18 protein-coding genes are annotated in these 24,380 nt (G+C 73.0%); 11 read left to right on the top strand and 7 right to left on the bottom strand.

Translation table 11 applies throughout. From position 1 onward, the window contains the following. The 3 genes from ACIBO1_RS01530 to ACIBO1_RS01520 all read right to left on the bottom strand — a co-directional run bounded on the left by ACIBO1_RS01530 (position 1) and on the right by ACIBO1_RS01520 (position 3,195). Complete coding sequence (locus tag ACIBO1_RS01530) at positions 1–1,785, bottom strand: N-acetylglutaminylglutamine amidotransferase (protein WP_350695656.1); 1,785 nt, start codon at positions 1,783–1,785, stop codon at positions 1–3. Between the two features lie 251 nt (positions 1,786–2,036). Beyond that, positions 2,037–2,699, bottom strand: a complete 663-nt coding sequence (gene msrA / locus ACIBO1_RS01525; RefSeq protein WP_350695655.1) for a peptide-methionine (S)-S-oxide reductase MsrA — start codon at positions 2,697–2,699, stop codon at positions 2,037–2,039. Between the two features lie 73 nt (positions 2,700–2,772). Beyond that, positions 2,773–3,195 carry an HIT family protein gene (locus tag ACIBO1_RS01520; RefSeq protein WP_396740562.1) on the bottom strand — a complete coding sequence of 141 codons (423 nt, stop codon included), beginning with the start codon at positions 3,193–3,195 and terminating at the stop codon, positions 2,773–2,775. Positions 3,196–3,282: 87 nt separating this feature from the next. On the opposite strand from ACIBO1_RS01520, the gene ACIBO1_RS01515 reads away from it, so the two are divergent. From ACIBO1_RS01515 to ilvA, 5 genes are all read left to right on the top strand, one after another. Then, positions 3,283–3,747, top strand: a complete 465-nt coding sequence (locus ACIBO1_RS01515) for a hypothetical protein (RefSeq protein ID WP_396740560.1) — start codon at positions 3,283–3,285, stop codon at positions 3,745–3,747. Between the two features lie 2 nt (positions 3,748–3,749). Then, positions 3,750–4,103 carry a hypothetical protein gene (locus ACIBO1_RS01510; RefSeq protein WP_396740559.1) on the top strand — a complete coding sequence of 118 codons (354 nt, stop codon included), beginning with the start codon at positions 3,750–3,752 and terminating at the stop codon, positions 4,101–4,103. Between the two features lie 57 nt (positions 4,104–4,160). Further along, complete coding sequence (locus tag ACIBO1_RS01505; protein ID WP_396740558.1) at positions 4,161–5,303, top strand: cystathionine gamma-synthase; 1,143 nt, start codon at positions 4,161–4,163, stop codon at positions 5,301–5,303. A gap of 16 nt (positions 5,304–5,319) precedes the next feature. Further along, a complete protein-coding gene (locus tag ACIBO1_RS01500) occupies positions 5,320–6,729 on the top strand; it encodes an amidase (RefSeq protein ID WP_396740556.1) in 1,410 nt (469 codons plus the stop codon). Between the two features lie 130 nt (positions 6,730–6,859). After that, the gene (ilvA, locus tag ACIBO1_RS01495; RefSeq protein ID WP_396740554.1) at positions 6,860–8,080 is read left to right on the top strand and encodes a threonine ammonia-lyase; all 1,221 of its coding nucleotides are present in this window, start codon (positions 6,860–6,862) and stop codon (positions 8,078–8,080) included. A gap of 63 nt (positions 8,081–8,143) precedes the next feature. Here ilvA and greA read toward each other — a convergent pair whose 3' ends face one another. Further along, the gene (gene greA / locus ACIBO1_RS01490) at positions 8,144–8,641 is read right to left on the bottom strand and encodes a transcription elongation factor GreA (RefSeq protein ID WP_131053387.1); all 498 of its coding nucleotides are present in this window, start codon (positions 8,639–8,641) and stop codon (positions 8,144–8,146) included. Between the two features lie 270 nt (positions 8,642–8,911). Further along, on the bottom strand, positions 8,912–9,346 hold the full coding sequence (locus ACIBO1_RS01485) for a DUF4307 domain-containing protein (RefSeq protein ID WP_396740552.1): 435 nt from the start codon (positions 9,344–9,346) through the stop codon (positions 8,912–8,914). A 220-nt stretch (positions 9,347–9,566) separates the two neighbouring features. On the opposite strand from ACIBO1_RS01485, the gene mca reads away from it, so the two are divergent. The 3 genes from mca (at position 9,567) to ACIBO1_RS01470 (ending at position 13,516) form a co-directional block, all read left to right on the top strand. Further along, positions 9,567–10,451: a mycothiol conjugate amidase Mca gene (gene mca / locus ACIBO1_RS01480; protein ID WP_396740550.1), complete on the top strand. Its 885-nt coding sequence runs from the start codon at positions 9,567–9,569 to the stop codon at positions 10,449–10,451. Positions 10,452–10,499: 48 nt separating this feature from the next. Next, positions 10,500–10,796: a hypothetical protein gene (locus tag ACIBO1_RS01475; protein ID WP_396740548.1), complete on the top strand. Its 297-nt coding sequence runs from the start codon at positions 10,500–10,502 to the stop codon at positions 10,794–10,796. A 236-nt stretch (positions 10,797–11,032) separates the two neighbouring features. Further along, positions 11,033–13,516, top strand: a complete 2,484-nt coding sequence (locus ACIBO1_RS01470) for a putative bifunctional diguanylate cyclase/phosphodiesterase (protein WP_396741462.1) — start codon at positions 11,033–11,035, stop codon at positions 13,514–13,516. 67 nt (positions 13,517–13,583) lie between these two features. Here the strand turns inward: ACIBO1_RS01470 and ACIBO1_RS01465 are convergent, their stop codons facing one another. Next, the gene (locus ACIBO1_RS01465) at positions 13,584–14,660 is read right to left on the bottom strand and encodes a phosphatidylinositol-specific phospholipase C domain-containing protein (RefSeq protein WP_396740547.1); all 1,077 of its coding nucleotides are present in this window, start codon (positions 14,658–14,660) and stop codon (positions 13,584–13,586) included. Between the two features lie 134 nt (positions 14,661–14,794). Here ACIBO1_RS01465 and ACIBO1_RS01460 point away from each other — a divergent pair, with 134 nt between their 5' ends. The 3 genes from ACIBO1_RS01460 to purE all read left to right on the top strand — a co-directional run bounded on the left by ACIBO1_RS01460 (position 14,795) and on the right by purE (position 18,676). After that, a complete protein-coding gene (locus ACIBO1_RS01460; RefSeq protein WP_396740545.1) occupies positions 14,795–16,834 on the top strand; it encodes a thioredoxin domain-containing protein in 2,040 nt (679 codons plus the stop codon). A gap of 53 nt (positions 16,835–16,887) precedes the next feature. Next, positions 16,888–18,069 (top strand): 5-(carboxyamino)imidazole ribonucleotide synthase, encoded by a 1,182-nt coding sequence (locus tag ACIBO1_RS01455; RefSeq protein WP_396740544.1) that lies wholly within the window; start codon positions 16,888–16,890, stop codon positions 18,067–18,069. Positions 18,070–18,187: 118 nt separating this feature from the next. Continuing rightward, positions 18,188–18,676 carry a 5-(carboxyamino)imidazole ribonucleotide mutase gene (gene purE, locus ACIBO1_RS01450; protein WP_350695631.1) on the top strand — a complete coding sequence of 163 codons (489 nt, stop codon included), beginning with the start codon at positions 18,188–18,190 and terminating at the stop codon, positions 18,674–18,676. Between the two features lie 80 nt (positions 18,677–18,756). On the opposite strand, the gene ACIBO1_RS01445 is transcribed toward purE, so the two are convergent. Beyond that, complete coding sequence (locus ACIBO1_RS01445; protein ID WP_396741460.1) at positions 18,757–23,886, bottom strand: SCO7613 C-terminal domain-containing membrane protein; 5,130 nt, start codon at positions 23,884–23,886, stop codon at positions 18,757–18,759. Positions 23,887–24,380: the final 494 nt, after the last annotated feature.

Below are 24,380 nucleotides of genomic sequence, written 5' to 3'. Positions count from 1 at the left end.
TCAGTCGATTCCGTGGCTCTGGAGCCACATTTCCAGGAGTCCGAGTTGCCACAGCTTGTTTCCGTTCAACGGGGTCAGTTCGGCGTTGGGCGCGTCGAGCAGGGCGTTGACGTAATCGGTGCGGAACAGGTCGCGGCGGCGGGCCTCGGGCGCGGAGAGCGCGTCCCGTACCCGGTCGAGGAGCTTGCCCTCCAGGTGGGTGAGGCCCGGGACCGGGAAGTAGCCCTTCGGCCGGTCGATGACCTCGTGTGGCAGCACCCGGCGGCCGATCTCCTTGAGCACCCCCTTGCCGCCCTGAGCCAGCTTCAGCTCCGGCGGGCAGGCGGCGGCCAGTTCGACGAACTCGTGATCCAGGAAGGGCACCCGGGCCTCCAGCCCGTGCGCCATGGTCATGTTGTCGACCCGCTTGACCGGGTCGTCGGTGAGCATGATCTGCGTGTCGAGGCGCAGGCCGGCGTCGACGGCGGTCTGCGCGCCGGCCCGTGCCAGGTGCGCGGCGACGAACTCCCGGGCCGGGTCGGCGTCGGTGAGCCACTCCCGGTTGAGCACCCGGGCCAGGCCGCTCGCGTCGCGGTCGAAGAAGGCCCGGGCGTACGTGTCGAGAGCCTGCTCGCGACCGACCTCCGCCAGCGGCGGGTACCAGTGGTAGCCGCCCAGGATCTCGTCGGCGCCCTGGCCGGACTGGACCACCTTGACGTGCCGGGAGACCTCCTGGCTGAGCAGGTAGAACGCGACACAGTCGTGGCTGACCATCGGCTCGCTCATGGCCGCCACGGCGGCCTCCAGCGGCGGCACCAGGTCCTGGGCGGCGATCCGGAGCTGGTGGTGGTCGGTGTCGAAGGTCTTGGCGACCACGTCGGAGTAGCGGAACTCGTCGCCCTCCCGGCCGCCGACCGCGTCGAAGCCGATGGAGAAGGTGGAGAGACCGCGCTGCCCCTCACCGGCGAGCAGGGCGACCACCAGGCTGGAGTCCAGGCCGCCGGAGAGCAGTACGCCCACCGGCACGTCGGCGACCATACGACGCCGTACGGCGGTGGTCAGCGACTCCAGCAGCGCGTCCTGCCAGTCCTTCTCCGACCAGCCGGAGTGCTCGTCCCGGCGCAGGAAGGACGGGTCCCAGTAGACGCGCTCGTGGGTGGCGCCGTCGGGCTCGTAGACCCGGACGGTGGCCGGGGGCAGCTTGGTGACGCCGCGCAGGATGGTGCGCGGCGGCGGCACGATGCTGTGGAAGCTGAGGTAGTGGGCGAGCGCCACCGGGTCGATGGTGGTGTCCACGCCGCCGCCTGCCACCAGGGCGGGCAGCGTGCTGGCGAAGCGCACGACGCCGGGCGACTCGGCGAGGTAGAGCGGCTTGATGCCGAGCCGGTCCCGGGCCAGCACCAGGCGGCCGGTGTCCCGTTCGGTGATCGCCACGGCGAACATGCCGATCAGGTGGTCGACGAAGTCGAGCCCCCACTCGGCGTACGCCTTGATGACGACCTCGCTGTCGCCGCTGGAGAAGAAGTGGTGGCCCTTGGCCGCCAACTCGGCGCGCAGCTCGCGGTAGTTGTAGATGCAGCCGTTGAAGACGCCGGTCAGGCCGGCGGCCGAGTCGACGATCGGTTGGCCGCTGGCGGCCGACAAGTCGATGATCTTCAGACGGCGATGGCCGAGGGCGACCGGCCCCTGAGCCCACACCCCGCCACCGTCAGGCCCCCGGTCGCACATCGTGGCGGCCATTCGCTCCACCGTCCCGACGTCGGCACGCGACGCGTCCCGTCGGAACTCCCCAGCCAGTCCGCACATGCGAGCCAATGCTGCCAGAGGTTGTTGCGATTCGCCTGTTGAGACCATGACGGTCGTGTAACAGCATTGCTAGAATCCGCGCCCGCTCAATCAGCCGGGCGACATCTGCCGGCGAGAGCGGGCAGAAGATGCCCTACTGCGGAGATATGTCCGACTTGCCCCGGCTGTCGGCCTGTGACGAGCGCCGCAATTTGGATCTTCGGGCCCGGTGCGTACCGGCCCGCCCGTCGGGCGAGCCGGTCGCCAGAGGGTCAGCCGGTGGTGCGCGCCACGCCGACCGGGCAACTCAGCCCGTTCGGGCCGTGGTTGCAGTAGCCGTTCGGGTTCTTGGTGGGTGCCAGATACTGCTGGTGATAGTCCTCGGCAAGGAAGTAGTCGCCGAGGCGGCTGATCTCCGTGGTGATCTCGCCCTTGCCCGCGCGGGCCACGATCGGCGCGAACGCCTCCCGCGACGCCTCGGCGGTGGCGAACTGCTCGTCGGTGGTGGTGTAGATCGTCGAGCGGTACTGCGTACCGACGTCGTTGCCCTGGCGCATACCCTGGGTCGGGTCGTGGTTCTCCCAGAAGACCTTGAGCAGGTCCTCGTAGCTGATCGTCGCGGGGTCGTAGACGACCTGGACCACCTCGGCGTGCCCCGTCCCGCCGGAACAGACCTCCTCGTAGGTCGGATTCGGGGTATAACCACCCGCATATCCGACGGAGGTGGTGTAGACGCCCGGGAGGGTCCAGAACAACCGCTCGGCACCCCAGAAACACCCCATGCCGAACACGGCGACCTGGGAGCCCTCGGGGAACGGCCCCTTGAGCGGGGTGCCCAGGACCTCGTGCCGGTCGGCGACCGGCATCGCGATCGGGCGGCCGGGCAGGGCCCGGTCAGGGGAGATCATCTCGGCCTTCATGCTGCGGAGGAACACGGTGGAACTCCTTTCGTACCTTCCCCGCGTGCAACACCGGCGGACCCCACTTCCTTACCCGCCCCACGCGCGCTCAGGCGCTGTCCGGCACGGCGTGCCGCACGCGATCGGCGTACGCTCTCGCCTCGGCGTCGTCGGCGTAGCGGGTACGCGGCCAGAAGAAGCCGCGCAGGCCGTCGCCCTTGGTCCGGGGCACCACGTGGGTGTGCAGGTGGGGTACCGACTGGGACACCTTGTTGTTCATCGCCACGAACGTGCCGCCCGCGCCCAGACCGCTCTCCACCGCGACGGTGAGCCGTCGGACCAGCCCGAAGTAGCCGGCGAGTGACTCCGGCGGCAGGTCGGCGAGGGTGACCAGGTGGGTGCGGGGCACCACCAGCACGTGTCCCTTGAACACCGGACGGGTGTCCAGGAACGCCACGCCGTCGGCGCTGTCGACCACCCGGAACGCCGGCACCTCGCCCGCCACGATCCCGCAGAACACACATCCCGCCATCGGCTCAGATTATGGCCGTACCCACGTGTCCCGCTCGGCGCGTTGATTCGACTTGCTAAGAAGTCTGAAAAAGTTCAGAATTTAGGCATGGCTACTACCACCGAGGTGCAGTGGAGTGAGCTGCAACGCGACCCCAAGAGCGTGGCGGCCCTCGCGGACTCGGGCGACGTCCGGGTCCGCCGCCGCGACGGTGCCGCATTGCTGCTCACTCGGGAGGACCGGGTGATCGCTGCGGGGGAGGGAGCGATCGCGGCGGCCCGCACCCTCCGCAATGCCCTGGTGCACCTTCCCGTCGATGTGGCTGCCACCGTGCTCGCGGAGGAATTCCCCTGGTTGCGGTTGCTCCCGGACGCCGATCTACCGGAGTTCATCTCGGACTTCACGACGGCGGCCAGGATCTCGGCCGACCTGGGGCAATGGTCGGTGCTGACGCAGACTCTTCGTGAGTGGAAGGCGACCGCAGCCGTCTACACCGATCCGGCGCTGGTGCGCGAACTGACCCAGCCGTTGTCCGACGATCACGGCCCGGTGCCCGGCCCTTCGGAGGAGTGAGGGTGCCGGCCAAGCGAGGGGACCGCGTTGCGCCGCCCGGCCGGCCGGGCGGATGGGAGGCGAGGTTTGCCTCGTCCGAGGCGGCCAAGGGCTGGGACCACCTGTGTCAGACCGCCCGGTCGAACACCTGGGAGGCGTGGGTCGTCCTCACCGAGCGGCCCGTCGATCCGGAGAATCCCGCCCGTCAGCACCGGCTTCGCGGCGGGCTGTCGCATCGCGAGGTCGGAGGGAAGACGCTGGTGCAGTGGCAGTACGAGGTGACGGCAGGCGGCCGGATCTGGTACTGCCCGGATCCCGACCGCCGGATCGTGTGGATCGTGGCGGCGGGACCGGGACATCCCAAATCCACCGAGTGACCGGCCCACGATCGGGTTCCATGGGCTGGGACGCGGGGGAGGACTAACGTCTGCGTCATGACCCACGGCTTCGAGACGCTCGCGATTCACGCCGGCCAGGACCCGGAGGCCCGCACCGGCGCGGTGATCCCACCGATATACCAGACCAGCACCTACGCCCAGGACGCCGTCGGTGCGCCCCGGCTCGGATACGAGTACAGCCGTTCCGGCAACCCCACCCGGGACGCGCTCCAGGAGTGCCTGGCGGCGCTGGAGGGCGGGCCGGTCGGTCTCGCCTTCGCCAGCGGTCTGGCCGCCGAGGACACGCTGCTGCGGACCGTCTGCGGCCCCGGCGACCACGTGGTGATCCCGGACGACGCGTACGGCGGCACGTACCGGCTGTTCGCCAAGGTGGCGCAGCGGTGGGGGCTGACGTACACCCCGGCGAAGGTCTCCGACCCGGACGCGGTGCGGGCCGCGATCCAGCCCGGCACCACCAAGGTGGTCTGGCTGGAGACGCCGACGAACCCGCTGCTCGGCATCGCCGACATCGCCACCCTGGCCGCCGTCGCCCACGACGCCGGAGCGCTGCTGGTGGTGGACAACACGTTCGCCTCGCCGTACCTGCAACAGCCGATCGCCCTCGGCGCGGACGTGGTCGTGCACTCCACCACCAAGTACGTCGGCGGTCACTCCGACGTGGTCGGCGGTGCGCTGGTGGCGGCCGACGCCGGGCTCGGCGAGGAACTGCGCTACCACCAGAACGCCATGGGCGCGGTGAACGGCCCGTTCGACGCCTGGCTGACCCTGCGCGGCATCAAGACCCTCGGGGTACGCATGGACCGGCACTGCGACAACGCCGAACGGATCGTCGGCTACCTGGACGGGCACGCCAAGGTGGCCGAGGTCCTCTATCCGGGCCTGCCGTCGCACCCCGGTCACGAGGTGGCCGCCAAGCAGATGCGCCGGTTCGGCGGCATGATCTCCTTCCGGGCGGCCGGGGGTGAGGAGCACGCCGTCGAGATCTGCAACCGGGCCCGACTCTTCGTACTCGCGGAGTCCCTCGGCGGGGTGGAATCCCTGATCGAACACCCGGGTCGGATGACACACGCCAGCGCTGCCGGCTCGCCGCTTGAAGTTCCCTCCGATCTCGTGCGACTGTCTGTCGGCATCGAGACGGTCGAAGACCTGCTCGCCGATCTGGAGCAGGCGCTGGGCTGACCGCTGGCTGGGGAGGGTGGCCGTGCAGGACATCATGCCGACCTGGGTCGGGGCGACCGCCAAACAGATCGCCCGGGGCGTACGGCGGGGCGACGTCTCCGCCACCCAGGTCCTGGCCGACCATCTCGACCACGTCGCGAAGGCCGACGTCGACCTCGCCGCGTTCCGCACGGTACGCGGCGGGGAGGCGGTCACCGAGGCGGAGAAGGTCGACGAGCAGGAGGACCTGGGCAACCTGCCGCTGGCCGGGGTGCCGGTGGCGGTCAAGGAGAACACCCCGGTGGCCGGGGTGCCCACCTGGAACGGTTCGGCCGCGGTGCGTACCCCGGTGGCCGAGGCCGACCACGAGGTGGTCCGCCGGCTGCGCGGCGCGGGCGCGGTGATCCTCGGCGTCACCCGGATGCCCGAGCTGGGCCTCTGGGGGGTGACCGACGACGGCACCGCGGTCACCCGCAACCCCTGGGACCTGGGGCGTACCCCGGGCGGCTCGTCGGGTGGCGCGGCGGCGGCGGTCGCCGCCGGGCTGGTGCCGATCGCCCACGGCAACGACGGTCTCGGCTCGATCCGCATCCCGGCGGCCTGCTGCGGCCTGGTCGGCCTGAAGCCCGGCCGGGGCGTGGTGCCCTGTCAGCTCGGTGCGGAGGACTGGTTCGGGCTGACCGAGCACGGCATGCTCGCCACCACGGTCGCCGACGCGGCGGTGGGTTTCCAGGTGCTCGCCGGTCGGGCCCAGGAGAAGCTGGTCCCGCCGCAACGGCTGCGGGTCGGGGTGTCGCTGCGCTCCCCGGTGCGCGGTGTCTCGCCGGACGCACCGAACCGCGACGCGGTCGCCGCCGCCGGTCGGCTGCTCGCCGCCGCCGGGCACGACGCCGTCCCGGCCGACCCGGTCTATCCGACCGCCCTCGGTCTGCAGGGCATCGCCACCTGGTTCGCCGCCGCCGCCGCTGACGTGCGGGCTGCCGGCATCGACCGGCGCGACCTGCAACCCCGTAGCCGCCGGCACGTCACGTTTGGCGAGTGGGCCTGGCGGCGCGGGTACGTCCGGGAGGCCGACCGGACGGCCTGGCGTGAGCGGTCCATCGGCTTCTTCGCCGACCACTCGGTCGACCTGCTGCTCACCCCGGCGCTGGCCAGCGCGCCGCCGCCGGCCACGAGCTGGTCGGCCCGGTCCTGGCGGGCCAACATGCTGGTCAACATCCGGTACGCCCCGTACGCGGCACCGTGGAACATCGCCGGGCTGCCCGCGCTGGTGGTGCCGGTGGGCCGCCGCCCGGACGGCCTGCCGCTGGCCGTGCAACTGGTCGGGCCGCCCGGGTCGGAGCTGCTGCTGCTAGGCGTCGCCGGTCAGTTCGAGATGGCGGCCCCGTGGACTCGGCACGCTCCCGGCTACCCGCGCGTCGGAACGGGGTCACCGGCCGGCGCGTGACCGTGCGTACCGTTCCGGTCGACGCGGCGGGACGTCTGCCGGCCGCCGCTGTACCGGACGTGCCCTGGTCGACGTCTGCGCCGGTCCGGGCCCTGGGGGACCCCGGTGGGGCGGGTGGCACGATCGGGGCATGACGGAACTGGTCAGCCTGGACGACGTGCGGGCGGCGCGGGAGCTGCTCGCCGAGGTCACCCGCACCACCCCGCTGGAACCCTCCCGCCCGCTGAGCGCGGCGCTCGGCGGGCCGGTCTGGCTCAAGTGCGAGAACTTCCAGCGCGCGGGGTCGTACAAGGTGCGCGGCGCGTACGTGCGGATCTCCCGTCTGTCGTCGGCGGAGCGGGAGCGGGGCGTGGTGGCGGCCAGCGCCGGCAACCATGCGCAGGGGGTGGCCCTCGCCGCCGGGCTGGTCGGCGCGCACGCCACCGTCTTCATGCCGGTGAACGCGCCGCTGCCGAAGGTGGCCGCCACCAAGGGGTACGGCGCCCAGGTGGAGCTGGTCGGTGCCACGGTGGACGAATCCCTGGTGGCGGCGCAGACGTACGCGGAGCGGACCGGCGCGGTGTTGATCCACCCGTTCGACCACCGGGACGTGATCGCCGGCCAGGGCACGGTCGCGTTGGAGATCCTGGAGCAGTGCCCTGAGGTCAGGACGATCGTCACCGGGGTCGGCGGCGGCGGGCTGGTCTCCGGGATGGCGGTGGCCGCCAAGGCACTGCGCCCCGACGTCCGGGTGATCGGGGTCCAGGCGGCGGGCGCGGCGGCCTTCCCGCCCTCCCTGGTGGCCGGTGAGCCGGTACGCCTGCCCGACTTCTCCACCATCGCCGACGGCATCGCGGTCGGTCGACCCGGTGACGTCACCTTCACCCACGTCCGCAAGCTCGTCGACGAGATCGTCACGGTCACCGAGGAGGACATCTCCCGGGCGCTGCTGATGCTGTTGGAGCGCGGCAAGCAGGTGGTGGAGCCGGCCGGTGCGGTGGGGGTGGCCGCGTTGCTGGCCGGGGCGGTCGAGGTGGAGCCGCCGGTGGTGGCGGTCCTCTCCGGCGGCAACATCGATCCGCTGCTGATGCTGCGGGTCATCGAGCACGGCCTGGCGGCGGCCGGGCGCTATCTCCGGGTGACTGTCCGCTGCTCGGACCGGCCCGGGCAGCTCGCCTCGCTGCTGCGGCAGATCGCCGAGCACCGGGCCAACGTGGTGGACGTGGAGCACCAGCGGGCCAATCCGCACCTGCGCCTCGGTGAGGTCGAGGTGGCGCTGTCGGTGGAGACCCGGGGCGTGGAGCACTCGGACACGCTGATCAGTGCGTTGCGGGCCAGCGGCTACCAGGTCTCGATCGCACCAGAGGCGTGACACCGTCCGGTGTCACGCCTCTGGGTTGCTGCGACGGCCGCCCCCTGCCGGGCGGCGGGTGGCTCAGCCGGAGAAGGGCTCGAAGCTGACCACGGTCACCTTGATGTCCGCGCCACTGGGCGCGGTGTAGGTGCAGGCCTGGCCCGCCTTGCCGCCCAGGATCGCCTGGCCGAGGGCCGACTCGGGGCTGTAGACGGTGAGATCGGTGGTCGAGGAGATCTCCCGGGAACCGAGCAGGAAGGTCTCTGTGTCGTCGGCGTCGTCGTCGAAGTAGATCGTCACGACCATCCCGGGTGCCACGGCGTCGACGGTCGGCGCCTCGCCGACCTGGGCCGTGCGGAGCAGTTCCTTCAAATAGAGGATGCGCCCCTCGGCCTTGCCCTGCTCCTCACGGGCGGCGTGATAGCCGCCGTTCTCGCGCAGGTCACCTTCCTCGCGCCGCGCGTTGATCTCGGCGGCGATGACCGGCCGGTTGGCGATCAACTCATCGAGCTCGGCCTTCAGGCGGTCGTAGGCGTCCTGGGACAGCCAGGTGGCGGGCGCCTCGTTGCCATTGGACACAGGCGGTCCTCCTCGGTTGTGCGGGCTGGCTGACAGGTGAACCTCCAAGTTACCAGTGCCGTACGACAAGGAGTGTCGGTGATCACGCTGGTGCGCTGGGCGGCCCCGGGCCGCGCGGCGCCTCGACGGTCGCCGCCCCGCCGCAGGCCGGGTGGGTCCGGCCCGTCGTCGCGATGGGTTCGGGCCACCGTCACGGGTGGGTGCGGGCCACCGTCGCGCGGGCGTTCGGCCTGCCGTCCCGGCGGGTGCTACCGGCCGTACCGGATGGGTTCAGACCGCCGGTCGGCAGCGGACGACCTCGCCGATGAAGGGGCGGGCGCTGGTGGCGAGCGTGTGCCGGACGGTGACGCTGCGCTGCCCGTCGGCGGCGGTCACCGGGATCTCCTCCCGGGCCACCTCCGCCCCGGCGTGGTCCCGGGCCCGCAGCGCGCAGACCGCCGAGCCGCCCGCCGGCAGGTTCACCCGGAAGTTGACCACCACCTGCTGGTCGGTGATCTCGCCGTAGGTGATCACCTGGGCGTCGTAGGCCGGGTCGCCGTACTGCCGGTAGAGCCGGAACGAGACGGCGGTGAGCGCCATCAGCACGGCGATCACCAGCAGCGTGGTCAGCAGCCGCCGACGTCGACCCGGCGTGCGGCGGCGACCGTACCGGCCGGGCGGGAACACCGGCGCGGTCGATGCAGGTGTGGCGTGCGTCTCGGTCACCGGCGGGTATCTCCTGGCGTCGTTGTCGGGCCTATCGGCAAGAATGGCAGAGCGCCGTCGTTCCTGTCCGATCGGGCAGTGCTGGTCGTGAAGGCAGTGCTGGTCCTGGGGTCAAATATGACAGGCCGGCACGGGCCGGGACTGCGACGGGGGAGGATTCCGGCAGGTCAACGGTGTGGCCCGTGGCCCGCCGGTGGGGCAGAGACGAGGAGCGCCGACCGTGGCAGAACAACTCCGGCTCATGGCCGTGCACGCGCACCCAGACGACGAGTCGAGCAAGGGCGCCGCGACCATGGCCAAATACGTCGCCGAGGGGGTGGACGTGCTCGTCGTCACGTGCACCGGCGGCGAGCGGGGCAGTGTCCTCAACCCCAAGCTGGACCGGCCCGAGGTGTGGGCCAACATCGCCGACATCCGCCGGGCGGAGATGGACGCGGCCCGCGCCATCCTCGGCATCGAGCAGGCCTGGCTGGGCTTCGTCGACTCGGGCCTGCCCGAGGGCGACCCGCTGCCGCCGCTGCCGGAGGGCTGCTTCGCACTCCAGGACGTCGAGATGGCCGCCGGTCCGCTGGTCCGCCTGATGCGGCAGTTCCGCCCGCACGTGGTCACCACGTACGACGAGGAGGGCGGCTACCCGCACCCGGACCACATCATGTGCCACAAGGTCAGCGTGGCGGCCTTCGAGGCGGCCGGTGACCCGGAGCGCTACCCCGAGCTGGGTGAGCCGTGGCAGCCGCTCAAGCTCTACTACGACATCGGCTTCTCCAAGGGCAAGATCCTCGCCCTGCACGAGGCGGTCCTGGCCACCGGCGCCGCCGAGTCGCCGTACGCGGAGTGGATCACCCGCTGGGAGCACCGGCCGGACAAGGGTCCACGGATCACCACCCGGGTCGAGTGCGCCGAACACTTCCCCGTCCGGGACGACGCGTTGCGGGCCCACGCCACCCAGGTCGACCCGGACGGCTTCTGGTTCCAGGTGCCGATGGAGCTGCAACAGCGCGCCTGGCCGACGGAGGACTTCCAGCTCGTACGCTCGCTGGTCGACTCGCCGCTGCCCGAGTCGGACCTGTTCGCGGGCATCCGGGAGACGGCCCATGCCCGCTGATCCGGCGGCGGGCTACCCTGGTCGGACATCGCACTCCGGAGGAATCCCATGTTGACCGCTGCCCAGGTGCTCGCCCAGAACAATTTCGGGGACACCCGCACGGGGGGCCTGGCCGGTCCGATGGGCCTGTTCCTCATCCTCGTCCTGGGCACCGCCACCGTGCTGCTGATCCGCAACATGAACGCCCGGCTGCGCCGGCTGCCCGACCACTTCCCCGGCCAGGAGCCCGCCCCCGCCGAGTCGGGCACCGCGCAGCGAACGGTCGGTGATCCGACAGATGAGAACGTGATGCTGGATTCATCCGGTGACGCTCCCAACCGGCGTCAGCAGCGTCGCGACGGCTGATCGGGGCATGATTCACGCTGAACCGGATGGTCGCCCCCTGTTGCGACCATCCGGTTTGGCTTAGCCTTCCGCCGGGAGGACCAGACGTCCTCATGCCGTGCGCGGGAGGGGGTGCCGATGACCATCGCAGTCGTTTCGGCCCTCCGCGCGCCCTATTCCCGCCCGGCGGGAGTGGGTCGGTGACCTCCGGCAGGGCCGGTCATCCGCTCGATCGGCCCGAGGGCCGTCGCACCCCGATCGGGGTGCACCTGCTGACGGCCGCCGTCGTCCTCACCGCCGTGGTGGCCGCCGTGGTGGGGCTCAGCGTGCCGGTCGGGCTGCCGGCCGACGACCCGTTCGGGCCGTACGGCGGGCTGACCCGCTTCGGCATCGCGATCGCACTCTTCGCACTGTCGCAGTTGGCCCGGCTGCGGTTCCGGGCCGCCGCCGGGGTGGTCTCCATCACCTGGGCCGAGGCCGCGCTGATCGTCTGCCTCTATCTGGTGCCTCCCGGGTGGCTGCCGGCCGCGGCCCTGATCGGCATGATGCTGGCCTGGACCATCCTGTCCGTGGTGGACGAGGGCAGGTCCACCTGGGACGTGGTGCGCATCGCCGCCTCCCAGACCGCCGCCGTCGCCCTCGCGGTGTCGGTCACCACCTCGCTCGGCGAGCCGCTGCTGGCCACCCCGACCCCGGCACTCGCGCTCGCCGTCGCCGCCGGTGCCCTCACGTACCTGCTGGCCGGTGCCTGGCTCGGTGGGGTCATGCTGGCGCTGCGGCACGACATGCCGATCGGGCGACCGCTGCTGGCCGCGTTGCGGGGCAAGCTGCTGATGTTCGTCGGCAACGTGGTGGCCGCCCTGCTCGTGGTGGCCCTGATCGAGTTCGATCCACGGTGGCTGGTGCTGCTGCCCGCGCCGCTGTGGCTGCTGCACCAGACCTACCGGCAGCGGCTGCGCGACGAGCGCGAGCGGCGTATCTGGCGGTCGTTCGCGGAGGCGACGGCGGCGCTCAACCAGCTCGACGAGCGTGGTGTGGCGACCGCCGGGGTGACCGGCGCGCTCACTGTGTTCGAGGCGGAGCTCGTGGACGTGGAGGTGGTCCGGGGAGACGGTCGCTGGCGCCGATATCGGGGCGATCCCAGCGGTCAGGTGGTCGACCGGGAGATCGCGCCACCCGGCGACGACGAGTCCTCCCCGGACGAACTGCTCCGGGACCTGTCGGTCGGTGAGAATCGAGTCGGCCGACTACGGGTCCGGCTGCCCCGCACGGCGCCGCCCACCGACCGGGAACGGCACGCGCTGGCCGCCTTCGCCGAGGCGCTCTCCGCCGCCCTGCACGACGCGGCCACCCACCGCGAGCTGCGGGTGGTCACCGCGCGTTCCTCGTACGAGGCGGTGCACGACCCGCTGACCGGGCTGGCCAACCGGACGGCCATGCTCGGCCAGGGCGACCAGACGCTGCGGAAACTCGGGCACGACCACCCGGTGGCCCTGCTGCTGCTCGACATCGACCAGTTCAAGGAGGTCAACGACACGCTCGGGCACGCCGCCGGTGACCAGCTCCTGCGGTTGACCGCCAACCGGCTGGGCGCTCTGACCCGCGCAGGCGACCTGCTCGCCCGGCTCGGCGGCGACGAGTTCGCGCTGCTGTTGACCTCGGTCCCGGTGCTCGGCGACCGCACCGCCCCGATGGCGTACGCGCTGCGGCAGGCCCGCGAGATCACCGAGCGGTTGGCCGCGCCGACCGAGGTGGCCGGGGTACGGATGTCCGTCGAGGTGTCCGTGGGCGTGGTGGTGGCGCCGGCCGGCACCGCCGACCTGACCGAGCTGATGCGCCGGGCCGACATCGCGATGTACCAGGCCAAGTCCGGTGGCGGCAGCGTGGCGGCGTACGACGGCTCCCGGGACGCGGCCAGCACCGACCAGCTCGCGCTGCTCGCCGAGCTGCGTGAGGCGTTGCTGACCGACGATCAGCTCGTGCTGGTGTTGCAGCCGGCCGTGGACCTGACCACCGGCGCGCCGACCGGGGTGGAGGCGCTGATCCGCTGGCGACATCCGCGCCGGGGCTGGCTGGGGCCGGCCGACTTCATCCGGCCGGTGGAGAACAGCGAGCAGTTGGGCAACTTCACCCGCTACGTGCTGGACAAGGCGCTCGGGGTGGCGGCCGGCTGGGCCCGGGAGGGCCTGGACATCCCGATCTCGGTCAACCTCTCCGCCCGCAGCCTGCTCGACCACCGCCTGCCGGCGGAGATCGCCGACGCGTTGCGCCGGCACCAGGTCCCGGCCGACCGGCTGGTCCTGGAGATCACCGAGACCGTGGTGATGAGCGAGCTGGAGGTTATCGACCAGGTGCTCAGCGCGCTCCGGTCGATGGGCGTGCAGCTGGCCGTGGACGACTTCGGCACCGGCTTCTCCTCCTTGGCCTTCCTCACCCGGATCCCGGTCGATGAATTGAAGGTGGACCGGTCGTTCGTACTCCGGATGGCGGACTCGCCGGAGGCGGCGGCGATCGTCCGAAGCACCGTCGGGCTCGCCCACGAGCTGGGGCTGCGGGTGGTGGCCGAGGGCGTGGAGACCGCCGCCCAGCGGTCGGCCCTGGCCGAGCTGGGCTGCACCGCCGCCCAGGGTTACCACTTCTTCAAGCCGATGCCCGCCGACAAGATCGGTGCCGTGCTCGGCTCGCTGTCCCGCCAGAGTCCCAGCAACGTCCTGCCGCTGCGCGCCGACGGCGCCTCCTGACCGCGACCCGCCCGTCCGCCTCCTGTATGGGACGGACGGGCGGCGGCACGGGCGGGACGGCGGACGGTCAGGCGCGTGGCAGGGTCCGGGCGACCACCTGAGGGATCGGGGCCCAGTCGGCGGAGGCGATGCTGGCGTGCCGGGCGGCCAGGGCGGTGAGGCGGGCAAGGGCGGCGTCCGGGTCGGTGTTGCCGATCGCGGGCGGGACCTTGTGCGCATCGGTCATCACCAGCAGGTAGTGGTTGGCCGAGTACCAGGCGGTGTCGATGGACCCGGTGACGTACGCGCTGGCGTCGCCGTCGAAGACGACGAACCAGGGACGCAACCCGGTCTCGGCGTACTGGGTGCGGGGGTCACCGGCCCGCGCCCGGTGCACGGCGGGGAACGCCTTCGCGCTGCCGAGGGTGCCGGCCGCGTCCAGCGCGACCAGGTGTCGGGCGTACTCCACGTCGGTGCGGAGCACGTCGGTCGGGTTCCCGTGCTCGACCGTGCCCGGGATCAGATAGACGATCACCTTCCCGGCGAGCTGCCGCCGGGTCGGCCAGGCGTCGGCACGGGCTGCGGCGTCCAGCGAGGCGTGGCCGCCGCGCAGCTCGGCCGGGGTGAACAGCCGATCGCCGAGTCGGGCGGCGAGGACCGCGTCGAGATGGGTCGGCCCCTGGCCGGTACGGGCACTGAAGCCGGTCTTCAGCTCGATCTTGAGCAGCAGCGGCCCGGCGTCCGGGTGCGCGGTCAGCCACAGCCGGATGTTGTCCAGGCAGTGCTCCAGGTTGCGGTTCCGGGTGCCGGAGTAGAGCTGGCTCGCGCTGGTGGCGGCGACACAGTTGTTGTCGTTGCCGAGTGGGTTGGAGTGGCTGACCCGCCACTGCCGGGTCAGGATGTCCGGCCACACGTCCAGCTCGATCAGTCCGGGGCGGGCGTCCAGGGACTGTGCCAGATAGGGGTAGGTCGCCTTCTCGTACGCGTTGTGCGTACCGACGCCGGTGGTGGCCGAGATCCGGGCGTCCGGGTCGACGGCGGCGGCCGAGGCCGGTGACGCTGCCACCAGCACGCCGGCGGTGAGGGTCGACAGGGCCGCACCGGCCGCGAGGGCGGACCGGGCCACGCGGGCAGTGAGGGCGGACCGGAACCGGGATCTGCGCATGGGGTACCTCCTCGTCACCCGGCGGGTCGCCGGGAACATGCACAGATCTAAATGGACCGACGTGAACGGCGGAAGGCGTTCCGGCGCACGGCGTCCGACCGGCGGTCGGTCGCCCGGCTGGATATGGTCGTCGGGTGAACCGACTCGCGGATGCCACCAGCCCGTACCTCCTCCAGCACGCGGACAACCCGGTCGACTGGTGGCCCTGGTGCGAGGAGGCGTTCGCCGAGGCGAAGCGGCGGGACGTGCCGGTGCTCATCTCGGTCGGTTACTCCGCGTGTCACTGGTGTCACGTCATGGCGCACGAATCGTTCGAGGACGCGGGCGTCGGCAAGCTGCTCAACGAGGGCTTCGTGTCGATCAAGGTGGACCGCGAGGAGCGGCCCGACGTCGACGCCGTCTACATGACCGCCACCCAGGCGATGACCGGCCAGGGCGGCTGGCCGATGACGGTCTTCGCCACCCCGGACGGCACCCCGTTCTTCTGCGGGACGTACTTCCCCCGGGCGAACTTCGTCCGGCTGCTGGAGTCGATCGGCACCGCTTGGCGGGACCAGCGCGACGCCGTACTGCGTCAGGGCGCCGCGGTGGTGGAGGCGATCGGCGGCGCCCAGGCCGTCGGCGGCCCCACCGCCCCGCTCACCGCCGACCTGCTCGACGCCGCCGCCGACCAACTGGCCGACGAGTACGACGAGACCCACGGCGGCTTCGGCGGCGCTCCCAAGTTCCCGCCGCACATGAACCTGCTCTTCCTGCTGCGGCACCACCAGCGCACCGGCTCGACGCGGAGCCTGGAGATCGTCCGGCACACCTGCGAGGCGATGGCCCGGGGCGGCATCCACGACCAGCTCGCCGGTGGCTTCGCCCGGTACGCGGTGGACGAGCACTGGACCGTGCCGCACTTCGAGAAGATGCTCTATGACAACGCCCTGCTGCTGCGCGTCTACACGCAGCTCTGGCGGCTCACCGGCGACGCGCTGGCGCTGCGGGTGGCCCGGGACGTCGCCCGGTTCCTCGCCGACGAGCTGCACCGCCCCGGCCAGGGCTTCGCCTCGGCGCTGGACGCGGACACCGAGGGCGTCGAGGGGCTCACGTACGCCTGGACCCCGGCTCAACTGGTCGAGGCGCTCGGCGAGGAGGACGGCCGCTGGGCCGCCGACCTCTTCACCGTCGTCGAGAACGGCACCTTCGAGCACGGCACGAGCGTGCTGCGGCTGGCCCGCGACGTCGACGACGCCGACCCGGAGGTCCGCGCCCGCTGGCAGGACGTGGTCCGCCGGCTGCTGGCCGTCCGCGACACCCGTCCGCAGCCGGCCCGCGACGACAAGGTGGTGGCCGCCTGGAACGGGCTGGCCGTCACCGCGCTCGCCGAGTTCGTCCGGCTCGTCGAGACCACCGGGCGGATCGGCACCGAGGGCGAGGCGAACCTGCTCGACGGGGTCGCCATCGTCGCCGACGGTGCGATGCGCCAGACCGCCGAGCACCTGGCCCGGGTGCACGTGGTGGACGGGCGGCTGCGCCGCGCCTCCCGGGACGGCCGGGTGGGGGAGCCGGCCGGCGTGCTGGAGGACTACGGCTGCGTGGCCGAGGCGTTCTGCGCCATGCACCAGGTCACCGGCGAGGGGCGGTGGCTGGAGCTGGCCGGTGAGCTGCTCGACGCCGCCCTGACGCACTTCGCCGCCCCCGACGGGGCGTTCTACGACACCGCCGACGACGCGGAGCGCTTGGTGGCCCGGCCCGCCGACCCGACCGACAACGCCACTCCCTCCGGCCGCTCCGCCATCGCCGCCGCCCTGGTCAGCTACGCGGCGCTCACGGGCGAGAACCGGTACCGGGAGGCGGCCGAGGCGGCGTTGGCCACCGTCGCGCCGATCGTCGGGCGGCACGCCCGGTTCACCGGGTACGCGGCCACCGTGGGCGAGGCGCTGCTCGCCGGCCCGTCCGAGATCGCGGTGGTCACCGGGGACCCGGCGAACGATCCGCTGGTCGCGGCGGCGTACCGACACGCCCCACCCGGTGCGGTGATCGTCGCCGGGCAGCCCGACCAGCCGGGGGTGCCGCTGCTGGCCGGTCGGCCGTTGCTCGACGGCGGGCCCGCCGCGTACGTCTGCCGGGGTTTCGTCTGCCGACGGCCGGTGAGCGGCGTGGACGACCTGGTGGCGCAACTGCGCTGACACCGGTGTCCGCCGACCGGCACCCCGATCGGCCCGGATAGGCTGACGCCGCTATGGATTCCCGTACCGGTCTGCCTGTTGTCGGCATGGTGGGTGGCGGCCAGTTGGCCCGGATGACCCACCAGGCCGCGATCGCCCTCGGCCAGTCGCTGCGCGTGCTCGCCCTCACCCCGGACGACGGCGCGGCGCTGGTCGCCGCCGACGTCCAGTACGGCGACCACACCGACCTGGCCGCGCTGCGCACGTTCGCCAAGAGCTGCGACGTGGTCACCTTCGACCACGAGCACGTGCCCACCGAGCACATCCGCACCCTCACCGCCGAGGGGGTGAAGCTGTTCCCGCCCGCCGACGCACTCGTGCACGCCCAGGACAAGCAGGTCATGCGGGAGCGGCTCGGCGGGCTCGGCGCGCCCAATCCGGCCTGGCGACCCGTCACCGCCCCGGACGACGTGGTGGCCTTCGGCGACGAGGTGGGCTGGCCGGTGATGCTCAAGGCGGCCCGGGGCGGGTACGACGGCCGGGGCGTGTGGCCGGTGGCCGACGCCGCCGTCGCCGACGACCTGGTGCGGACCCTGCTCGACGGCGGGACGAAGCTCATCGTCGAGGAGCGGGTGGCGTTGCGCCGGGAGTTGGCGGTGCAGGTGGCCCGCTCGCCGTTCGGGCAGGTCGCGGTCTATCCGGTGGTGGAGACGGTGCAGCGGGACGGCATCTGTGTCGAGGTGCTGGCACCCGCGCCCGACCTCGCCGAGGAGCTGGCGGTCTCGGCCCAGCAGCTCGCCATCGACCTGGCCACCGCGCTCGGTGTGGTGGGCCTGCTCGCGGTGGAGCTGTTCGAGGTGGCCGATCCGGCGGCCCCGAGCGGCAGCCGTGTGGTGGTCAACGAGCTGGCGATGCGCCCGCACAACTCCGGGCACTGGACCATCGAGGGCGCCCGGACATCGCAGTTCGAGCAGCACCTGCGGGCCGTGCTCGACTACCCGATGGGCGACACCGCGCTGACCGCCCGGGTGGTCGTGATGGCGAACGTGCTCGGTGGCGAGCCCGGCGGCATGTCCATCGACGAGCGGCTGCACCACCTCTTCGCCGCCGTACCGACCGCCCGGGTGCACCTGTACGGCAAGCAGGTCCGTCCCGGTCGCAAGATCGGGCACGTCACGGTGCTCGGCGACGACCTGGACGAGGTACGCGCCCGGGCCGCCCGCGCCGCCCGCTGGCTCCGCGACGGCGCGGAGTGACCGTACGCGTCGTCCGCGCGACGTCGCGAAGTGACCGTACGGGCCGTCCGTCACCGGCTCCGCGATGCTGCGGAGTGATCGTGCGGGCCCCGCAGGTGTGAACGAGAGGGAGAACAGCGTGAGCACGGTCGGTGTGATCATGGGTAGCGACTCGGACTGGCCGACCATGAAGGCGGCTGCCGACGTGCTCGCCGAGTTCGAGGTGCCGTACGAGGTCGAGGTGGTCTCGGCCCACCGCACTCCGGTGAAGATGATCGACTACGGTAGGGCCGCCGCCGGGCGGGGCATGAAGGTGATCATCGCGGGTGCCGGTGGCGCCGCCCACCTGCCCGGCATGATCGCCTCGGTCACGCCGTTGCCGGTGATCGGCGTGCCGGTGCCGTTGAAGCACCTCGACGGCCTGGACTCGCTGCTGTCCATCGTGCAGATGCCGGCGGGGGTGCCGGTGGCCACGGTGTCGATCGGCAACGCGCGCAACGCCGGGCTGCTCGCCGTACGCATCCTGGGCATCGGCGAGCCGGCGCTCGTCGATCGGATGTCGGCGTACCAGGCGGATCTGGAGCAGCTCGTCGCCGAGAAGGACGCGGCTCTGCGCGCTTCGCTGTAGGGGCGCTGTGTGTTAGGAGGGGCCCCCTGCTATGCACGAGGCGTTAGCAGGGGACCCCTCCTTACATCCGACCGGCCCGGTCACCGCATGCCGCGCAGCGCCGTCTGGAGGCGTTCCTGGGCGCGGCGGCGGCGTTCGTTGCTGGCGCCGAGCACGAGCAGCAGGAGACCGACCGGGATCAGCACCAGCCACGGCCCGAGGCTGAACAGGGCGTGTACGGCGGCGATGGCGGTGACCACCGCGCCGACGATCACCGGCGCCTGCTGACGGGTCATGGAGCCGAAGACCAGCACCGCCACCGCACCGAGCAGCAGCAGCACCTGCCGCAGCGTGCTGGAGTCGGTGGCCAGCACGATCGCCAGGGTGGGTACGAAGGCCGCGACCAGCGCCGGCCCGTACGCGACCCAACTGCTCAGGTCGGCCCGCTGCCGCAACTCCAGCACGCCGACCAGCAGTGCCAACGCCGCGAACGGCAGCGTGTACGCCTCGGGCAGCGCCACGTCGGCGACCCACATCAGGATCCACCAGGCGGTGATCTCGCAGATCACCACGCCCCAGAACAGGATGCGGCGTTCCATCGGCCGTCGACCGGGCCGGGTGGCGGCGAGCCCGAGGACCGCACCCCAGGCGGCCAGCAGGGCGGCGATGTGCCGGGGCGAGTCGAAGGCCAGCGCCAGCGCGATGAGTGCGGCGGCGTACCCGCTCCACTCCACCGTCGCCGCCTCGCGCCGCGCCTCGGGGCGACGGAACCGGGGCAGGATCGCGGCGAAGACCTGGAGGGCCGCACCGACCGCGAGCACGCCGAACGCCGACCAGACCGGGGCGAGCCCCGCCACCAGCCCGGCGGTGAGCACCAGGAGCTGCGCCTTGAGCGAGGCGAACAGCCACCCGAGGATGCGCGCCCGGGAGGTGGTGCCGTACAGGGCGGCGACCACCCCGACGGCGACCCCACCGGCGAGGGTGAACAGGGTCAACTCCCGGGTGGCGAGGCTGCCGGCGAGTCCCGCCCCACCGGCGGCCAGCCCGATCACGAAGACCAGGACCCGGGCCAGCCGGATCGAGCGGGCCCGCTCCTCGATCGGGGGCGGCGGGGTCAGTGCCAGCCCCAGCATCGAGATGGCGAACACCGCCAACGCCGAGAGGGTGCTCGACGGCCAGCCGCTGCCGAGCGCGACCGGGGCGATCAGCAGGGTCACCGCGGCGCCGGGCAGCACCACCGGCACCGCCCGGGTACGCCGACCGCCGCTGAATCCGGTGGCGGCCAGGGCCGCGGTGACGGTGAGCAGCAGCGCGGTGAGCACATGGGTGGGGTTCACTGCGGCCGGCGGAGGGTTCAGCAGCTCCGGTGGGGGCCCCTGCCAGATCCGGCTGAGCGTGCGGTGCGGGTCGACGAGCGCGGCCAGCAGCGCCGGGGCGATCGAGACCAGCGCCAGGATCACCGGCAGCGTGGCGGCGGCCAGCGCCCCGGCGGCGGGGCTGACCCGCCACCGACGCCGTCTGCCGTCCTCGGGTAGCCGGCGCAGGGCGCCGTCCAGCAGGACCGTCCACCGGCGAACCGGCTGCGCCGCGCCGACCGGTGGTTCGGTGGCCCCCCGGACCAGTTCGGCGAGCACCCCGAGCAGGGCTGCGGCGGCGGCGTACACGCCGATCGGCAGGTGCACGGGCACGGCGGCCAGCGCGGTCACGCTCGCCCCGCCGACCACCCCGGCGCTCGCCCAGGGCAGGTACTGCGGGACCTGGCGGCGGACGGCGGCGATCGCGGCCAGCCCGAGACTGGACGCGGCCAGGCCAGCGGTCAGCACCACCTGGGTCGGGTGCCCGAACTCGACGGCCAGGGCGGCGGTGGCGCCGGGCAGCGCCAGCAGCGCGGCACCGGTGCCCGCTCCGCCGATCTGCGCCAGGTGCGGCGGCATTCCCTCGACGTGGATGTCGTCGACCAGCGGCTCCGCCATCGACCGGGCGAGCATCGCCACCACCGCACCGATCAGCACCACGCTGGCCAGAGCCAGCGCGGTCGTCCACGGCCGGACCAGACCGGCGCCGGTGGCGTGCAGCGCCACCACCCCGGCGGCGGTGATCCGGGACAGCCCGGCCCGGGGGTCGACGGCGGCGACCGCGGCCATGCCGAGGACGGCGGCGACCATCGCACCGATCACCACCGGTGACCACCAGCTCAGGTTGAACGCGGCGGCGGCGCCGATGGTGGCGAGCACCACCGCCGCGTTGGCGACGTCGTAGCGCCAGGGCGACGGCAGCAGGATGCCGGCGGCCAGCGCGAGCAGCAGCAGTGCGATCGGTCCCTGCCACGTCGTACCGCCGGTCGGTGCGGCGGGCCAGCCGGTGAGGTCGCCGTTCCAGATCGGTCCGGGGGTGGCCAGCACGCCCACGCCACCGCGCAGCGCCATCCACCCGGCCAGCAGCCCGATCAGCACCCCGCCGACGGCGAGGCCGAGCACCGGTCCGCGCCGCCACTGCTCGGGCATGGCCCGCGCGGCCACCGAGACCACCAGGACCAGCGCGGCGGCGACCGCGAGTTGCCCACCCGGTGCCAGCACCGTGCCGATCCGCAGCAGGGTGGCGACCAACGCCGCGGTGACCGCTGCGGCGGCCAGGTCGGAGCCGTCCATCGTGGCGTCGGCGCGACGGCCGCTGTCGATCGACGGGGCCAGGAAGAGCAGCACGGCGGAGACCAGCAGCAGCGCGCCCACCCAGGCGTCGGCCACGGTGGCGCCCGGTGCGCCGAAACCGGCGGCGGCGACCACCAGCGCGCCGAGGCCGGTACCCACCGACAACGGCGTCGGAATGTGGCGCTGGGACACCTGCACGATGGCCGCGTAGCCGAGGGTGACGCAGACGGCGAGGAAGCTGGCCGCCAGCACCGGGACGGTCACCTCCCGCAGCGCGGCGGGGGTGAGTATCGGGTCGGTGGGCAGGGTCGCCGCGACGAAGGCGGCGACCGCTCCGGGCAGGGCGAAGGCCGCGCCTCCGGCAGCCCAAGCGGAGACGGTGTCGGCCGTCGCCGGGGCGAGCCGGATCCGGGGCGCGGCGGCGATCAGGATGCCGGCCAGCACGAGGGCGAGCAGCACGGCGGCGGTCGACGCCGGGCGGGCCAGGGCCGCGCCCGCACCGGCCAGACCGACGCCGGTGGCGGCGATCGCGTGCGCCAGGGCGGCCCGGGGGGTACGCGCGGAGAGGCCGACCGCCCCGATCCCGATCGCGGTCACCACCATCGGCCAGGGCGCCAACGCCCAGGACAGCCCGAAGGAGGCGGGTACGGCGAGCGCGGTCAACGCGGCACCGGTCACCGCGAACTCGCGGCGGATCTCCGGCGGCAGGGCCAGCACGGCGGCCACGGTCAGCAGGAAGGCGCTGGTGGCGAGCTGCCAGGCGGCCGGTCCCACCGAGGCGGCGAGTTCGGCCGGATACTGATCCAGGTCCGCCGCCCAGGCCGGCAGGGCGGCCTGGATGGGGGCGAGCCCGGCCCGCAGGGCGCTGCCGGCGACCAGCACCCCGGTGACCGTCAACGCGATCGCGGAGGCGAGTTGCGGGCCACGGCGGGCGGACTGCGGCACCGCCCGGACGGCCAGGCCGGTGACCGTGATGACCGCTGCGATCAGCAGCAGGGCGCGACCGGGCAGGGCCACCGAGGCGATCCGGCCGAGCGCGCCGATGACGGCCAACGTGAGCACGCCCGCGCCGATGTCGGGCAGTGGCGGCCGCCGAAGCACCAGCGTCCCGGCCAGGCAGACGGCGACGGCCAGCAGCAGCACCAGGCCGGCCACGGTGGCGCCCGGCACGGTGATGGCCCGCACCAGGGCGGTCACCGCGTACGCGATGGCGACCGCGACCGCGACGCCGTGCAAGACCCAGGTCAGCTCCCGCAGCCCGGGTACCGGCCGGGTCGGCGTGGCGGTACGCCCGGCGTTGGTCGGGTCCAGCAGCTCACCGGCCTCTTCCGGCGCTCCTTCGGGCCGTCCCTCGGCCTGCCGCTGGCGGGGCGGGTGCGTCCGGCCGAGCGGGCTCGCCTCGTCGGCGGGCAGCTGCTCCACGGTGACCGGGGAGCGGGCCAACCAGAGGTCGAGCAGGGCCACCACGGTCAGCACCAGCGCCCAGCCGACCGGTCCGCTGATCCGGTCGTAGGCCAGCAGCGGCACCACCGGCTGGGCGGCCAGGACGGTCGCGAAGCGGGGTGCGCGCAGTCGCGTCCAGCCGGCGTACCCGACCGAGACGGCGGCGGTGACCGCGAAGATCACTCCGGCGAAGACGGCGCCGGAGGCACCGCCGGCGCCGATCGCGTCGACGGCCCAGAGTGCGTACCCGGCCAGCGGCACCAACAGCAGGCCCACCGCCGCGATGGTCTCGGCGGTGGAGGTCAGTCCACGCCGGACCAGCACCGGCGGGGCGAGCAACATGAGCACGGTGGCGAGCAGCAGGATGCCGAGCCGGGACAACGCGTCCATCGAGCTGGTCGCGACCACCGCGAAGACCACCGCGGCCACCCCGAGCAGCAGTGCGCCGAGCCCGAGCGGGATGTTCTGCACCTCACGCGAGGAGGCTTCCGGCGGGTGCTCCGGGTCGTCGGCGTCCAACCAGACCGGCGCGTCCGGAGGCGGCTCGCCGGACCCGAAGGCGGCACCCTGCCGGGGCACCCGTGGCGGGGCGTCACCACCGGCCGGGCCGTACGTCGCCCGGCTGCTGCCGTCCCCGGGCGGCCGACGCCTGCCGTCGACGGGTTGCTTGCGGGCCGAGGCGGCGCCGCCCGGCGGCCTACGCGTCGGCCCGTGGGCATCGTCGGCGAAGCGCGTCGGACCGGTGACACCGTCTCCGGGGGACATGTGCGTCGAGCCGGTGACACCGTCGTCGGTGGGGACGCGCGTGGACCCGGTGGCGTCGTCGCCGGCAGGCATACGGGCCGTCGAGGTGGCGCCGTCGCCCGGTGGCGTACGCGTCGCTCCGGCGGCGCCGTCGGCGGGCTGTCGCCGTGGCGGCGGGGTGGTGCGGTCGGCCGTCGCGGCCGTGGTGGTGCCGTCGCCCGGGGCAGTGCGCGGCGGGCGACGGCGCAGCACGCGGCGTGACCGGCCGGACTGCTTGAGACGTTCGTCACCTGAGTTGCCGGCGTGCGCGAGGATGTCCCGCTGGAAGATCGCGGCCTGCATCTTGGACGCGAGTTGCCGTTGCTCACTGGCGATGGCGGCCTCGCGGGCCTTCATCTCCGCGATGGACCGCTCGATGTCCGCCAGGTGCTCGGCCCATTGTGGCTGGTGGGCACCGCAGCGCGGGCAGCGGACGGCCGGCTTGATCTCCTGGCCGCACGAGGAGCACTGAAAGTTCGCCACGACACCCCTCCACCCGCAGTGTGGATTCCCACTGTCGCAGCATGCCCAATGCAGCCCAGGAATTCGACCGTTGTCGGCGGGTCACACACCCCAAGATCGAGCAACCCCGAACCGATCCCGCCCAGTCGAGCCCTTCGAGTCAGTCCGCCGCACCCCCCGACGACCCGCCGAGCAAAGCGAAGGCCCAGATCCCATCCCCCGCCGGGGATGGACCGACTCACGCAGCCTGCGGGACGTCAGGTTTTCCGGGGGAGCCCGCCCGCGCAGGGATCAAGCCTGACCGCCCGGAGCGGGTGGGCTCCCCCCGGAAACCCCCCCCCCCCCCCCCAGAAAACCAACATCAAAGACGCCCCCACCCCCCCAAAACC

Origin of the sequence: Micromonospora sp. NPDC049903, from assembly GCF_044460945.1 — a bacterium.
Taxonomy (GTDB): domain Bacteria; phylum Actinomycetota; class Actinomycetes; order Mycobacteriales; family Micromonosporaceae; genus Micromonospora.
This window is presented reverse-complemented; position numbering and strand designations above follow the sequence as displayed.